General features: G+C 64.9%; 13 protein-coding genes. 8 read left to right on the top strand and 5 right to left on the bottom strand.

What is annotated here, in order from left to right; translation table 11 throughout:
- Window positions 1–76 precede the first annotated feature (76 nt).
- From ACY3GB_RS23100 to ACY3GB_RS23085, 4 genes are all read left to right on the top strand, one after another.
- Window positions 77–1519 carry an aminotransferase-like domain-containing protein gene (locus tag ACY3GB_RS23100; protein WP_463090804.1) on the top strand — a complete coding sequence of 481 codons (1443 nt, stop codon included), beginning with the start codon at window positions 77–79 and terminating at the stop codon, window positions 1517–1519.
- A 242-nt stretch (window positions 1520–1761) separates the two neighbouring features.
- Window positions 1762–2025, top strand: a complete 264-nt coding sequence (gene infA, locus ACY3GB_RS23095) for a translation initiation factor IF-1 (protein WP_021478917.1) — start codon at window positions 1762–1764, stop codon at window positions 2023–2025.
- A gap of 182 nt (window positions 2026–2207) precedes the next feature.
- Window positions 2208–3527: a glycoside hydrolase family 19 protein gene (locus tag ACY3GB_RS23090; RefSeq protein ID WP_463090803.1), complete on the top strand. Its 1320-nt coding sequence runs from the start codon at window positions 2208–2210 to the stop codon at window positions 3525–3527.
- A 192-nt stretch (window positions 3528–3719) separates the two neighbouring features.
- The gene (locus tag ACY3GB_RS23085; RefSeq protein ID WP_463090802.1) at window positions 3720–4874 is read left to right on the top strand and encodes a methyltransferase; all 1155 of its coding nucleotides are present in this window, start codon (window positions 3720–3722) and stop codon (window positions 4872–4874) included.
- Between the two features lie 67 nt (window positions 4875–4941).
- On the opposite strand, the gene ACY3GB_RS23080 is transcribed toward ACY3GB_RS23085, so the two are convergent.
- From ACY3GB_RS23080 to uvrA, 4 genes are all read right to left on the bottom strand, one after another.
- A complete protein-coding gene (locus ACY3GB_RS23080) occupies window positions 4942–5316 on the bottom strand; it encodes a hypothetical protein (RefSeq protein ID WP_463090801.1) in 375 nt (124 codons plus the stop codon).
- 139 nt (window positions 5317–5455) lie between these two features.
- Window positions 5456–5767, bottom strand: a complete 312-nt coding sequence (locus ACY3GB_RS23075; protein ID WP_463090800.1) for a thioredoxin family protein — start codon at window positions 5765–5767, stop codon at window positions 5456–5458.
- A gap of 55 nt (window positions 5768–5822) precedes the next feature.
- Window positions 5823–6269 carry a VOC family protein gene (locus ACY3GB_RS23070; protein ID WP_463090799.1) on the bottom strand — a complete coding sequence of 149 codons (447 nt, stop codon included), beginning with the start codon at window positions 6267–6269 and terminating at the stop codon, window positions 5823–5825.
- Window positions 6270–6322: 53 nt separating this feature from the next.
- Window positions 6323–9154, bottom strand: a complete 2832-nt coding sequence (gene uvrA, locus ACY3GB_RS23065) for an excinuclease ABC subunit UvrA (protein ID WP_463090798.1) — start codon at window positions 9152–9154, stop codon at window positions 6323–6325.
- Window positions 9155–9309: 155 nt separating this feature from the next.
- Between uvrA and ACY3GB_RS23060 the strand changes: the two genes are divergently transcribed.
- The gene (locus ACY3GB_RS23060; protein ID WP_463090797.1) at window positions 9310–10671 is read left to right on the top strand and encodes an MFS transporter; all 1362 of its coding nucleotides are present in this window, start codon (window positions 9310–9312) and stop codon (window positions 10669–10671) included.
- Window positions 10672–10748: 77 nt separating this feature from the next.
- On the opposite strand, the gene ACY3GB_RS23055 is transcribed toward ACY3GB_RS23060, so the two are convergent.
- A complete protein-coding gene (locus ACY3GB_RS23055) occupies window positions 10749–11423 on the bottom strand; it encodes an OmpA family protein (protein ID WP_463090796.1) in 675 nt (224 codons plus the stop codon).
- Window positions 11424–11769: 346 nt separating this feature from the next.
- Between ACY3GB_RS23055 and ACY3GB_RS23050 the strand changes: the two genes are divergently transcribed.
- From ACY3GB_RS23050 to ACY3GB_RS23040, 3 genes are all read left to right on the top strand, one after another.
- Window positions 11770–12240, top strand: a complete 471-nt coding sequence (locus tag ACY3GB_RS23050; RefSeq protein WP_463090794.1) for a single-stranded DNA-binding protein — start codon at window positions 11770–11772, stop codon at window positions 12238–12240.
- A 913-nt stretch (window positions 12241–13153) separates the two neighbouring features.
- On the top strand, window positions 13154–13354 hold the full coding sequence (locus ACY3GB_RS23045) for a hypothetical protein (RefSeq protein WP_463090793.1): 201 nt from the start codon (window positions 13154–13156) through the stop codon (window positions 13352–13354).
- A gap of 490 nt (window positions 13355–13844) precedes the next feature.
- Entirely contained in the window at window positions 13845–14189 is a 345-nt protein-coding gene (locus ACY3GB_RS23040) for a hypothetical protein (protein ID WP_463090792.1), read from the top strand.
- The last annotated feature ends 159 nt before the right edge of the window (window positions 14190–14348 follow it).

Below are 14348 nucleotides of genomic sequence, written 5' to 3'. Positions count from 1 at the left end.
TACAGATTGATCTTTTCAGCCACTGTCACCATCCACTATGATGAGCGCTGTACTTCTCCCCCGCCGAAAGCCGACGATGCAGAACAGCGCCTCCACCCTTTACCAGCAATTGGCAGACGACCTGTCGCTGGCGATCAGCCGCGGCACGCTGCCGCCGGGGTCGCGGCTGCCGTCGGTGCGGCGCACCGCGCACAATCGCCAGCTCAGCCTGAACACCGTGGTCAGCGCCTACCGCGTGCTGGAAGACCGCGGCCTGATCGAGGCGCGGCCGCAATCCGGCTATTACGTGCGCGCGCGGCTGCCGTCGCCGGCCAGGCAGGCCGGCACTCAGAGCAGCCCGGCCTCGCCGACCAAGCACGCGGTGCTGGACCTGATCGGCACCGTGCTGCAAGCGCAGCAGAGCGAGGGTTTCATCGATCTGGCCCTGGCCTGCCCGCGCGGCGGCGATTTCTATCCCGGCAACAAGCTGGCGCGGCTGATGGGCCAGATCCTGCGCCGCCAGCCCGGCATGGTCAGCACCTACGCGCTGCCGCCCGGCCCGGAGAAGCTGCGCACCCAGATCGCCCGCCGCGGCATGGACCTGGGCATGACGCTGCAGCCGGACGACATCATCCTCACCCATGGCTGCATGGAGGCGCTGCAGCTGGCGCTGCGCGCGGTCACCCGCCACGGCGACGCGGTGGGCCTGGAGTCGCCCACCTATTTCAACCTGCTGCCGCTGCTGGCCAGCCTGGGGCTGAAGGCGGTGGAGATTCCCACCGACCCGCAGACCGGGCTGTCGATAGACGCGGTGGAGGTGCTGCTGGCCGAGGGGCGCATCCAGGCGCTGGTGGCCATGCCCAACGTCCACAATCCGCTGGGCTGCTGCATGCCGCTGGAAAACAAGAAACGGCTGGCCCGGCTGGTCAACCAGCACAAGGTGCCGCTGATCGAGGACGCGCTGTACGCCGAGCTGCAGTTTTCCGACACGCTGGCGCCGGCGGTGAAGTCCTTCGACAACGATGGCTGGATCATCGTCTGCGCCAGCTACACCAAGACGCTGGCGCCGGATTTCCGCATCGGCTGGATGGAGGGCGGCCGCTTCGGCGCGGCGTTGCGCAAGCTGAAGTTCGCCTCGTCGGTGGCGCAGCCGGCGGTGCTGGCCGAGACCCTGGGCGCGTTCCTGGAGTCCGGCGGCTACGATCACCACCTGCGCACGCTGAAGCGCCGCTACGCCGCCCACGTGGAAAAGGTGCGCGGCCTGATCGCCCGCCACTTTCCGGCAGGCACCCGCGCCACCCAGCCGCAAGGCGGCTTCCTGATCTGGCTGGAGCTGCCCGAAGGCTGCGACAGCGTGGCGCTGTTCCACGCCGCGATGGCCGAGAAGATCAGCCTGATTCCCGGCCCGCTCAGCTCGCCCGGCGGTCGCTACCGCAACGCGATGCGGCTATCCTGCTGCTACCCGCTGGACGAACGCTACCTGGCGGCCCTGGTGCGCGTGGGCCAGCTGGCCGGCGCGCAGCTTGCGGGCGCGAGCTGAGCGCTTTTTTCCGCGATGAGAACAAAACAGCTGACCAGTCTGCCCGCTTGGCGGTACAATACCGGCTTGCCTCTGGATTTCAGCTGTCGAGCCCCGCGCGGCCCGACGCTTAGCCTCGCCTCTTGGGCTCGCCTCGCGCCCATCCCGCAAGGTCACCGAACTGAAGCTAAAACGCCTCGCTGCGGCAGTCGAACCGACAGCCACGCGAAGCCATTTCATTACCGTATGAGAAAGGAAACGCTATGTCCAAGGAAGACATGATCGAACTGGAAGGCGTCGTCATCGAAATGCTGCCCGAGTCGCGCTTTCGCGTGAGACTGGACAACAATATGGAGATTCTGGCCTACGGCTCCGGCAAGATGAAGATGCACCGCATCCGCGTGCTGCTGGGCGACCGCGTCACCGTGGAAATGTCGCCGTACGATCTGACCAAAGGCCGCATCAACTTCCGCCACCCGACCGCCAACCCCGGCGCCGGCCCGCGTCCGTCGCACCACCGCCGCTGAGCGCCTGCGGCCGTTTTTCGGCCCTGTGCGCTCCGCCTCGGCCCCTCGGCTCTGGCCCCTCGCCGCCCGGCGCTTCCTCTACGGATTGAACTAGCGGCACCCATTCGCATTTGACATACTTCATATTGGTTCCATAGTGGTATTACGTGCCGTCCGGCATGCCCCACCATCGAGGAACCGATATGAAATTATTCGCATCCCTTGTCCTGTCGCTGCTGACGGGCTCCGCGCTCGCCGCTCCATGGAACGCCGGCGCCGCCTACCAGAAAGGCCAGACCGTCCAATGGCAGGGCCGCGACTGGCAGGCCAAATGGCCCACCCGCGGCGAAACCCCGGGCGCCAACCCCAAGGGATCGTGGGTCGCCCATGTCGGCGGAACCTTGCGCAAGCTGGATGACGCCGCGCCGCCCGTTCCCACCCTGCAGCAAGCGCTGCAACACGAAGCCGACCTGACCAACAACGACTTCTTCCGCAAGGTGAAGGCGTCCATCCGCACCCTGCCCAACGACCAGGTGGAGCAAGTGGCCCCCGGCCGCGCCGCCAATCCGGCCAACGCGCGCCGCGTCGAGCGGCTGCTGCCGCCGGCCAAATGGGACTACTACTTCAGCCGCCGCGACCCCAGCTACACCTACACCCGCTTCCTGCAGGCGGTGGCCAAATTCCCCGGCGTCTGCGACGACTACAGCGACGGCCGCGACGCCGACGCCATCTGCCGCCACAGCCTGGCCACCATGTTCGCCCATTTCGGCCAGGAAACCGGCAACCACGACTCCAGCGACACCGTGCCACAATGGCGCCAGGGCCTGGCCTACCTGCGCGAGATGGGCTGCACCGACAGCGGCAGCGCCTGCGGCTACAACACCGAGTGCGACGATCCGGTATTCAGCAAGGTGTGGACCTGCGGCAAGAACGCGGACGGCAGCTGGAAAAAATACTACGGCCGCGGCGCCAAGCAGCTGTCGTACAACTACAACTACGGCCCCTTCTCGCAGGCGATGAACAACGGCGACCAATCGGTGCTGCTGCAGAACCCGGACCTGGTGGCCAGCACCTGGCTCAACCTCGCCTCCGCCACCTTCTTCTTCGTCTATCCGCAGCCGCCCAAACCCTCGATGCTGCATGTGATTGACGGCACCTGGGTGCCCAACGCCGCCGACATCGCCGCCGGCGCCGGCAACAACTTCGCCACCACCATCCAGATCATCAACGGCGAATGCGGCGGCGGCACCGAGCGCCAGGCCGCGCAGAACCGCATCGACTACTACAAGCAGTTCGCCCACGATCTGGGCTGGGACTACGGCAACGAACAGCTGTCCTGCGCCAATATGCAGCGCTTCACCTCCGCCAGCTCAGCCGCCTACAACATCTACTGGGAAAAAGACTGGCAGTGGCAGCACGACTACCAGTGCCAGCTGGTCAGCTACCAGACGCCGTACAGCGCGCTGCAGGCCGGCAACTACCAGCGCTGCGTGGAAGACAACTGGGGCGTCAAGCTAAAATAAGCCCCTTCGCCGCGCCGGACCGCCCGCGCGGACCGGCGCGTTTTCCAGATGACGGATGGCCCCGTTGCGTTTACCATTCAGCCCTTCCCCGCAGTCCCGCACACCAAAGCCCGCCGCCTCGCGGCGAGTCGCAGCCCATTGGCCCTGCGCAGACGCGGCTCCGCCCTTGGCCAACCTTATCCGACGCACGACATGACCCAGACTCCGCAGCCCGCCGCCCCAGCGCACCCCATCGCCCACTGGCAGAAGGACGGCGCCGAGCGCAGCGCCCGCTGGCGCTCCGAAGCCGGCCTGCCGCCGCCCAAGCGCATCGTGATCGCCGACGACAGCCTGTCCGCCGACGCCGCCTACAAGCTGGCCTGCGAAGGCGGCACCCTGCTGTGGCGCGGCGACTACCAGAACGCCCGCCAACTGCTGCAGGCATTGGCGCGGCGCGTGGACCGCAAGGGCGCCAAAACCGGCGCCACGCCGCTGGAATCGTTCCACCTGCACCGCCAGGCCCAGGGACGCCGCGCGCAGATCCTGTCGCGGCTGGTGCTGCCGCTGGACGCCGACTACGCCATCCCGCTGCGCCGCGCGCCCGACCTGCGCCAGGCCTGCCTGGAAGCCTACGGCGAGGGCGGCGAAGCGTCGCTGGTCTCGCTGCGCGAGCTGCTGGGCCTGATCGGCGCGCACGAATGGCGCAAGAAAGGCGTGGAAGTGAAGGCGCTGGCCGCGCGCATCCACCCGCACTACGGCGTGTTCGCGCCGATTCGCGGCGAATACGTCGACCTGGCGGCCGACGCCCCGCTGCCGGGCGCCGAGCTGGCCTTCGACATCGGCACCGGCAGCGGCGTGCTGGCGGCGCTGCTGGCCAAGCGCGGCGTGGCCCGCGTCGTCGCCACCGACCAGGACGAGCGCGCGCTCGCCTGCGCCGCCGACAATCTGCAACGCCTGCGGCTGGACGGCCAGGTGGAGTTGCGGCGCGCCGACCTGTTCCCGGAAGGACGGGCGCAGCTGGCGATATGCAACCCGCCCTGGCTGCCGGCCAAGCCCAGCTCCGCGATCGAATACGCGGTCTACGACCCGGACAGCGCCATGCTGCGCGGCTACCTGAACGGCCTGGCGGCGCACCTGCTGCCCGGCGGCGAAGGCTGGCTGATCCTGTCCGACCTGGCCGAGCACCTGGGCCTGCGCTCGCGCGAACAGCTGCTGCAATGGATAGACCAGGCCGGACTCGCCGTGCTGGGCAGGCTGGACGTCAAACCCAGCCACAAGAAGGCGGTGGAGCAAACCGACGGCCTGAGCGCGGCGCGCCGGGCCGAAATCACCAGCCTGTGGCGGCTGGGCGCCAAGCCGCAAGCCTGAGCCTGGCGGCGGGCCGGACGCCCAAAGCATCCGATCCGCCCCGACACGCCGCTCCGGCCCGCCGGCGCTAGCCCTGCTTCGCCATCCTCAACACCCGCTTGATCTGGCCCCGGGTCCAGGCGCTGCGCGCGGCATGCGGCGCGCAGATGTCCGGATGGGTCTCGCTGTCCGCCACGCGGTACAGGCCCTGGTATGTCCAGCTGTCCGCGCCCTGTTTCAGGAAGACCGGGATCGCCCCGCCCTGGCTGGCCAGCTGTTCGCCAGCCGCGCGCTCCGGCGGGCAGGAATTGCACAGGATCACATCGGGCGCGTCCGGATTCAAATCCGGACGCAGGCAGGCGGCCACCACCCTGCCCTTGTGGCGCGGCAAGTAGGAATGCTTGTTGCCGCCGACCTCCGCGCGGATTTCCTCGCGGGTGTAGCTTTTGCCTTTTTCAAACATGGATATCTCCAGACCATGCCCAGGCCGGGCATCGCCCCTTGCGACGCCCTTTGGCGGGACGGACATGCAAGATATCCAAATGCGCTTAAAAACCGGCTAAAAGCGGAGGCCATCCGCGCAAAGCCGGCGTCAAAACCGTTTACGCGCCAGCCGGCAGCGCCTTCAGATCGTCCAGGCTCTGCGGCCGGACCGCGCGGCCGATCTCGACGCCATCGCGCAGCAGGATGAAGCTGGGCCACAGCTTGACGCCGTACAAGCGCCCCAAGCGCCTGCCCTTGCCGTCCTCCACCGCCAGATGGCGCAGCCGCGGATGCGCGGACAGATATTGCGCCAGCAGCGGCTGCGCGCCCTGGCAATGCGGACACCAGTCCACGCCGAACTCCAGCAGCGTCAGCCCCGGCAGCGCCGCCACCTCCTCCGGGGAGGGGTTATTAACCAGATAGTGCGCCATGGTCTGCTCCAATGAAAAAACACCCGCTCGCGGCGGGTGTCTTGAACGACTCGGATCAAACGGCCAGTTGGCCGCCCAGCTTCAGCTTGCCGATCAGCCAGGTGTGGTCGTAGCTGACGATCTCGAACGGATTGCCGAACGGATCGACGAAGGACAGCGCGCAGAAGAAACGGTGGTCGTGCACCGAATCGCGGGCGATGGTCTGGCCTTCGCGATTGGTGACGCGCTCGCCGGCCAGCTGGTCTATCCATTCGACGAACTCCTGGCCGCTCACCACGAAGGCGACCGCGCCCTGGGCGTCGGACGGCGCGGCGTTGGCGTCCTCGCTGATGGCCAGCCGGACGCTGCCGCTGGCATTGGCCAGCATCGCGGTATTGTGCTCGCCATCGGTCTTGTAGCGCGCGTCGGGAACCATGCCCAGCACCCGCTGATACCATTTCAGGGCCAGCGCGGCATCCTTGACGCGGATGTGGATGTGATCGATCTTGCCTAAGCTCAGCATGCCTACCTCTTGATGTTCGGTGGTTCCGCGCCGGACGAGCCGGCGCCTTGGTTTTATTTCTTGTCTCGTTCCAGCAGCGGCGCCAGATAGCGTCCGGTATGGCTGACCGGATTGGCCGCCACTTGTTCCGGCGTGCCGCAGGCGATGATCTGGCCGCCGCCGGCGCCGCCTTCCGGCCCCAGGTCGATCAGCCAGTCAGCGGTTTTCACCACGTCCAGGTTGTGCTCGATCACCACCACCGTGTTGCCGCTCTCGCGCAGGCGGTGCAGCACCTGCAGCAACAGGTCGATGTCGTGGAAGTGCAGGCCGGTGGTCGGCTCGTCCAGAATATACAGGGTTCGGCCGGTATCGCGCTTGGAGAGTTCCAGCCCAAGCTTCACCCGCTGCGCCTCGCCGCCGGACAGCGTGGTGGCGCTCTGGCCCAGGCGGATGTAGCCGAGGCCGACGTCCATCAGCGTTTTCAACTTGCGCGCCACCGGCGGCACCACGGCGAAGAATTCCAGCGCCTGCTCCACCGTCATCTCCAGCACTTCCTGGATGCTCTTGCCCTTGTACTGCACTTCCAGCGTCTCGCGGTTGTAGCGCTTGCCGTGGCAGACGTCGCAGGGCACGTAGATGTCCGGCAGGAAGTGCATCTCCACCTTGATCACGCCGTCGCCCTGGCAGGCCTCGCAGCGGCCGCCCTTGACGTTGAACGAGAAGCGGCCCGGGCCGTAGCCGCGCTCGCGCGCCAGCGGCACGCCGGAGAACAGCTCGCGTATCGGCGTGAACAGGCCGGTGTAGGTGGCCGGGTTGGAGCGCGGCGTGCGGCCGATCGGGCTCTGGTCGACGTTGATCACCTTGTCCAGCTGGTCCAGGCCCTTGATCTCGCGGTACGGCGACGGCTCCTCGCTGGCGCCGTTCAGGTCGCGCGCGGCGATCTTGTACAGCGTGTCGTTGATCAGCGTGGACTTGCCGGAGCCGGACACGCCGGTGATGCACACCAGGCCGCCCAGCGGCAGGTTCAGCGTCACGTCCTTCAGGTTGTTGCCGGTGGCGCCGATCAGCTGCAGCATGCGCTCTTCGCCCAGCTCGCGGCGGCCGCCCGGCAGCGCGATCTTGCGGCGGCCGGACAGGAAGGCGCCGGTGACAGAATTCTCGCTGGCGGCCACGTCGGCCGGCGTGCCGGCCACCAGCACTTCGCCGCCGTGCTCGCCGGCGCCGGGGCCCATGTCCACCAGGTAGTCGGCCTCGCGGATCGCGTCCTCGTCGTGCTCCACCACGATCACGCTGTTGCCCAGGTCGCGCAGCCGTTTCAGCGTGCCCAGCAGGCGATCGTTGTCGCGCTGGTGCAGGCCGATGGACGGCTCGTCCAGCACGTACATCACGCCGGTCAGGCCGGAGCCGATCTGGCTGGCCAGCCGGATGCGCTGCGCCTCGCCGCCGGACAGGGTGTCGGCGGAACGGGACAGGTTCAGGTAATCCAGGCCCACGTTGTTGAGGAAGGACACCCGCTCGCGGATCTCCTTGACGATCTTCTCCGCCACCGCCTGTTTCTGGCCGGTGAATTCCAGCGTCTCGAAGAAATCCGCGGTTTCCTTCAGCGGCAGCTGGTTGATCTCGTGCAGCGTGCGCGTGCCGATGAACACGTGGCGCGCCTCCAGCCGCAGCCGAGAGCCGCTGCAGTGCGGGCAGGCCTGGTTGTTCTGGTACTTGGCCAGCTCCTCGCGCACCGCCATGGAGTCGGTTTCGCGGTAGCGGCGCTCCAGATTGGGGATGATGCCCTCGAAGGGATGGGCGCGGGTGAACTTGGTGCCCTTCTCCGACATGTAGCTGAACTCGATGCTGTCGCGGCCGGAGCCGTGCAGCACCACGTGCTTGACCTTCTCCGGCAGGTCGTCGAAAGCCAGGTCGGAAACCGAGAAGCCGTAATGCTCGCCCAGCGCCAGCAGCATCTGATAGTAGAACTGGTTGCGCTTGTCCCAGCCCTTGATCGCGCCGGAAGCGAGAGACAGCTCCGGATGCGCGACCACGCGCTTGGGATCGAAGAAAGTGATCTCGCCCAGGCCGTCGCACTTGGGGCAGGCGCCCATCGGGTTGTTGAACGAGAACAGCCGCGGCTCCAGCTCCGGCAGGCTGTAGCTGCACACCGGGCAGGCGAACTTGGCGGAGAACCAGTGCTCCTTGCCGCTATCCATTTCCACGGCGATGGCGCGGCCTTCGGCGTGGCGCAGCGCGGTCTCGAAGCTCTCGGCCAGCCGCTGCTGCATGTCGGCGCGCACCTTGAGGCGGTCTATCACCACTTCTACGGTGTGCTTCTTGTTCTTGTCGAGCTTGGGCACCGCGTCCAGCTCGTAGACTTCGCCATCCACCCGCACGCGGACGAAGCCCTGCGCGCGCAGGTCGTCGAACAGGTCCAGGTTTTCGCCCTTGCGGCCGACGATGACCGGCGCCAGGATCATCACCCGCGTTTCTTCCGGCAGCGCCAGCACGTGGTCCACCATCTGGCTGACGGTCTGGCTGGACAGCGGCACGTTGTGCTCAGGGCAGTGCGGATCGCCGACGCGGGCGAACAAAAGGCGCAGGTAGTCGTGGATTTCGGTGACGGTGCCGACGGTGGAGCGCGGGTTGTGGCTGGTGGCCTTCTGCTCGATGGAGATCGCCGGCGATAGGCCCTCGATCAGGTCCACGTCCGGCTTTTCCATCAATTGCAGGAACTGCCGCGCGTAGGCCGACAGGCTCTCCACGTAGCGGCGCTGGCCTTCGGCGTACAGCGTGTCAAAGGCCAGCGAGGACTTTCCGGAGCCGGACAAGCCGGTAATCACGATCAACTGGTTGCGCGGCAAGTCCAGGTTGACGTTCTTCAAATTGTGGGTGCGGGCGCCACGGATGCGGATGCTGTCCATAAGAAGCTGTTACTCACCGTCGTCAGGGAACCTGTTAATATACCCGACTTGGCCGGGACGGCTCCACTTGTCCGTGCAATGACCGTGCAAACGCGTCATCCAATTGCGCGGCGCGGTCGTTAAAATCCAGATACGCAAAACCGAAATCTCACCGCATGAATGCCACTGAATTGCGGGCCAGCCTGGGGCTGGCCGGTATCTACGCCCTGCGCATGCTGGGCATGTTCCTGATTCTGCCCGTCTTCGCGATCTACGCCAAAACCCTGCAGGGCGCCGACAACCACACGCTGATCGGCATCGCGCTGGGCAGCTACGGCCTGACCCAGGCCATCCTGCAGCTGCCGCTGGGCATGCTGTCCGACCGCATCGGCCGCAAAAAGGTGATTTACGGCGGCCTGCTGTTGTTCGCCATCGGCAGCTTCGTCGCCGCCGGCGCACACGACATCGCCACCCTGACCGTGGGCCGCGTGATCCAGGGCGCCGGCGCCATTTCCGCCGCCATCACCGCGCTGCTGGCCGACCTCACCCGCGAAGAAAACCGCACCAAGGCGATGGCGATGATAGGCATGTCCATCGGCACCACCTTCGCCGCCAGCCTGGTGCTGGGTCCGCTGCTGGCCAAGTATATCGGCGTCAACGGCATCTTCGCCCTCACCGGCTTCCTGTCGCTGGCCGCGCTGATCGGCGTGTGGCTGGTGATTCCGGACCCGGCGCAATCCCGCTTCCACTCCGACACCGAGGCCAACGCCAAGCGGCTGCCGGCGGTGATGAAAAACGGCCAGCTGCTGCGGCTCAACTACGGCATCTTCGCGCTGCACGCCGCGCAGATGGCGATGTTCGTCACCGTGCCGTTCGCGCTGATCAAGACCGCCCATCTGGACAAGTCCCAGCACTGGCAGGTGTATCTGCCGGTGACGGTGATCGGCTTCATCCTGATGGTGCCGGCCATCATCTACGGCGAAAAGAAAGCGCGGCTGAAGCCGGTGTTCGTCGGCGCCATCGCGCTGATGACCGCCGCCCAGCTGGGCATGGCGCTGGCGCTGGACAGCTTCTGGCAGATCGTCGGCTGGCTGTCGCTGTACTTCATCGCCTTCAACATTCTGGAGGCGACGCTGCCGTCGCTGATCTCCAAGATCGCCCCGGCCGACGCCAAGGGCACCGCCATCGGTGTCTACAACACTTCGCAGTCGTTCGGCCTGTTCCTGGGCGCCGCCGCCGGCGGCTGGCTGTACAGCCATTACGGCCCGGCCGGCGTGTTCGGCTTCACCACCCTGCTGATGCTGTCGTGGCTGGTGTGGTCGCTGGGCATGCAGCCGCCCAAGGCGGTGCGCTCGGTGATGCTGCACATCGGAGAATCGTGGCAGGGCGACGCCGAGGCGCTGTCGCGCGAGCTGGCCGGCGTGGCCGGCGTGCACGAGGCCGCCGTGGTGCTGGCCGACCGCGTCGCCTACCTGAAAGTGTCGCAGCAGCAGTGGGACGAGGCCGAGGTTCGGCGCTTGATAGACGCCACGTTCTAACCCCCTCTTCCAGCCTGAATGCGACAAGGGCGGCTACCCGATCGGGAGCCGCCCTTGTTTCGTTTCGCCGTCCGCGCTTACCTTTGCGGCTGCGCCGGCTCGGCCACGAAGATCTCGACGCGGCGGTTCATCGCGCGGCCGGACACGGTGCCGTTGTCGGCCACCGGCTCGCGCGAGCCGCGGCCGTCCACGCCGATGCGGTTGATGTCCACGCCGCGCGACGCGATGTAGCTTTGCGTCGCCTTGGCGCGGTTGACCGACAGCGGGTTGTTGATCGCGTCGCTGCCGGTGTTGTCGGTATGGCCGATGATGTTGACCGAGGTCACCGGGTTTTGCTGCAGCGTGGCGGCCAGCTTGTCCAACACCGGCTTCAGGCTGGGCTTCAGCGCGTAGCTGCCGGTATCGAAGGAGGCGTCGGCGGGGATGTTGAGCTTCAGGCGGTTGTCGGCAGTCTGACTCACGCCGATGCCGGTGCCCTTGGTCGCCTGCTCCATCGCTTCCTTCTGCTTCTGCATGTGCTGCGACCACAGGTAGCCGCCGCCCGCGCCCAACAGGCCGCCGATCGCGGCGCCGGTGGCCGCGCTGCGTCCGCCATGGCCGCCCGCGGTCAACGCGCCGATCGCCGCGCCCACGCCGGCGCCGATGGCAGCGCCGCCGCCCACGCCCTTCTGGGTGTCGCTCATGTTGGCGCAGCCGGACAGGCCGGCCACGCTCACGGCAACCAGCATCGATACTATTGTGTTCTTCATCATGTCATCATCCTTTCAACAAACCCATGACAGACCGCCGCGGACCGATACAGTTCCCCGCTCGCGGCCAAGCGCATCATTCCAGGCGGAAACCCTTCAGCTTGCGCCGCATCCGGAACAAAGCAAAGCCGATTGGCGTGTATAATACGGCCCATTCGCCAAACCTGCCCCGACACCCAGTCCGCCCGCTGGCCTTTGTGCAAGCGCCCAGCCAGAAAATCCGTCTTCGCGGTAGTATGGATGGCTGCGGCAACGCCGCCTCCGCGCGGACAACGGGAAGCAGACGCGCCGCCATTCGGGCCTCGCTCGCGGCGCAGGCCAAGCAGCTTGAACTTATCCGGAGAATTGAATGAACAGCATCACCTTTGACGGCCGCCTGGCCGCCGACGCCGAACTGCGCTACACCCCGAGCGGCGAGCCCGTCCTGTCGTTCCGCGTGGCCAGCGACATCGGCTTCGGCGAGCGCAAGAGCACCAACTGGTTCAGCTGCCAGGTATGGGGCAAGCGCGGCGAGTCGCTGAAGAACTACCTGGCCAAGGGCCAGCAAGTGACCGTGTACGGCCAACTGACCCTGCGCGAATGGCAGGACAAGGACGGCAACAAGCGCCTGTCCCCCGACGTGCGCGTCAACGAGCTGAGCCTGCAAGGCGGCCGCAGCGAAATGGGCGCCTCGTCCGGCGGCGGCATGGGTGGCGGCATGGACGACGGTTACGGCTACAGTGCCCCGGCCCCGCGCCAGGAAGCCCCGGCCGCCCCGCGCCGCCAGGAGCCGAAAGCGGCCCCGCGCATGGACGACATGGACGACGACATTCCGTTCTAACCGGAATAAAATGTTAGAGTATTAAATTAGACTGGAAATTCTCTGTGCAATCAGTAGATTGCACTTGGTTTTCCGGTCTTTTTCTTTGCGTTCAAAATTTACATCACCGGAACCGTGCAGCTGTCGTAAAGTCCCCCTATCTGACTCGACAAGAGATGCACGGTAACCCAGTTTTCCATTCGAGAAGTACGGATGCAGTCCGGTGAGCGCATACTCATGCTCGTCTCCGGTGGCCCCCTCGGACTGCCGGCCCCCCTCGCCACCCGTTACGTCCTGACCCAGTTCCGTCCCAAGGCCTGAAAGTCAGCCGCATCCGCCAACGGCTCTCCGCCTTAGCCAGTGCCTACACATTCTTTGCCAAGCATGGCATCCAACTCGATGAGCGGGCGGCCAAACGTCAGTTCTTAAGCCAGGAGGAATTGGTGGCCGATCCCATCATTGCGCGGATCGTTGACGACTCGCGCCGGGATGCCGCATTGGAGGCCTTGCAGAGCTTCCTCCTGCGCGCACGTACCGTCGCACCGGCACCCAGCCGGCCCGATGCTTCAGTTGTCCCTGGAGAACGCCTCGGCTTCACGCCAGAGCAACGTGCCCTGTTCTTACGGGTCATTCAGCCTGGCTGTTGTGACACACCATTCATCGCCGTCACGATGATCCGGAGAATCCGCGCACCTCGGCACCGGCTACCAAGATCCTCGGGCGCCTGCTGCTCCTTGATGCCAAGCTGCGTGATTCGCTCGATGAATGGATTACCCGCCACCGGGCAAATCGACAGCAGTTTCCCGCGGCAGCCAAGCATCCTTACCTCTTTGTCAATTATCGTGGCGAGCCGCTAGGCAGCCGGGGGCTCCGTCTAATCGTTGAGACGCTACGTCGCCATCATCCTGTCCTGGCAAGACTATGCCATCACCTCTTGCGTCACGACTGGAACGATCGCTGGGTCGAATTGAATGAGGAAGAAGGCGGTGATCCGGAAATAAGTCTGCGCGATCAAAAATATGCGATGGGCTGGAGCCCCACTTCAGCGATGCCATTCCGCTATGCCAGACGCGCCATCCGGTATGCCGCCAACAAGAAACTATTGCGAATACAACAGAAGGGTTGGAAGAAATGAGTCATCCCGTGCAATCCACATTCAATTTCACCGATCCCTCATGGGAGGTCAGTGACTAGACTACGGTCTTGGCCCTTTCAGGTGCAAGCATCGATACCTCGGGTACGCAATGGCGGTTGAGTGCGACGGAAGTCTTAAACTGGGACTTGATGCCATTACAACAGGGCTCGGCATTAGTATCCACCCAAGCCTATTTCTGAACTTCATCCGCCGAAGCAGCCCACGCTATGCTCATGGGCAATTCAATTGACTAAAGGCATGCTTCATTTCCGCAAATAATGTAATCACCAATATTAATGACTCCGAAAAATATGGTTTCGCATTATTTGAAGCTCTGCATATATACCTGAGAGAAAGCTTTTCCGAAGGTACAGTTTCTAATTATCTAGACGCCTACCGGCGCTGGCATCTGTGGTGCACCGATGCCCAATGCGAAGGATTCAATGAGGAAATCGCGGCGGAACTGGAGAGCCGTACTATCGGTGGCAGCTTGAAAGGCGCGGCAGTATTACGCGACGACCCCAATGAAGGCCCTCTGCGCCAAATTGAAATAGAAGCTCTGATAGCACATCTGCACCGTGCTGGCGAGACCACCGCACTGGATATTGAGCAGCTTGCCGCAGCATGGTTGTTTCTTGCCTTTGGTACAAATCCCAAAAATCTCATCCTTCTGAACGAGGAGGATTTGCTTAAAACAAAGCAGGGTGACGAAAGCACCATCTATGAACTCCGCTTGCCACGAATTAAGAAAGGCCAAGCCAATGAACGTAACGGTTTCAAAACTCGCTCGTTGCTGCCTGAAATCGGTCGCTTAGGCGGAAGTCCGTTCGAGTGAGACGACCGATAAAATGCAAAGTGACAGCTGGGCTCTGGTGTTGGTCATGAATCGCAGCGATTTTGAGCTCTGGTAGATCGAACCCTTCACCGCTCACGACGGCATGATCATCTACGGTCGTTCCGATGCGGTACTCAACCCCGGCGGCGTGCGCATCGG

The sequence above is a fragment of the Chromobacterium sp. Ag138 genome (genome assembly GCF_055181315.1).
The sequence above is the reverse complement of the archived record's forward strand: the minus strand, read 5'-3'. Positions and strand labels throughout refer to the sequence as shown.

Excerpts from the sequence above, each read along its gene's own strand:
- ACY3GB_RS23100 (WP_463090804.1), top strand. The coding sequence starts at position 77 with ATGCAGAACAGCGCCTCCACCCTTTACCAGCAATTGGCAGACGACCTG.
- infA (WP_021478917.1), top strand. The coding sequence starts at position 1,762 with ATGTCCAAGGAAGACATGATCGAACTGGAAGGCGTCGTCATCGAAATG.
- ACY3GB_RS23090 (WP_463090803.1), top strand. The coding sequence starts at position 2,208 with ATGAAATTATTCGCATCCCTTGTCCTGTCGCTGCTGACGGGCTCCGCG.
- ACY3GB_RS23085 (WP_463090802.1), top strand. The coding sequence starts at position 3,720 with ATGACCCAGACTCCGCAGCCCGCCGCCCCAGCGCACCCCATCGCCCAC.
- ACY3GB_RS23080 (WP_463090801.1), bottom strand. The coding sequence starts at position 5,316 with ATGTTTGAAAAAGGCAAAAGCTACACCCGCGAGGAAATCCGCGCGGAG.
- ACY3GB_RS23075 (WP_463090800.1), bottom strand. The coding sequence starts at position 5,767 with ATGGCGCACTATCTGGTTAATAACCCCTCCCCGGAGGAGGTGGCGGCG.
- ACY3GB_RS23070 (WP_463090799.1), bottom strand. The coding sequence starts at position 6,269 with ATGCTGAGCTTAGGCAAGATCGATCACATCCACATCCGCGTCAAGGAT.
- uvrA (WP_463090798.1), bottom strand. The coding sequence starts at position 9,154 with ATGGACAGCATCCGCATCCGTGGCGCCCGCACCCACAATTTGAAGAAC.
- ACY3GB_RS23060 (WP_463090797.1), top strand. The coding sequence starts at position 9,310 with ATGAATGCCACTGAATTGCGGGCCAGCCTGGGGCTGGCCGGTATCTAC.
- ACY3GB_RS23055 (WP_463090796.1), bottom strand. The coding sequence starts at position 11,423 with ATGATGAAGAACACAATAGTATCGATGCTGGTTGCCGTGAGCGTGGCC.
- ACY3GB_RS23050 (WP_463090794.1), top strand. The coding sequence starts at position 11,770 with ATGAACAGCATCACCTTTGACGGCCGCCTGGCCGCCGACGCCGAACTG.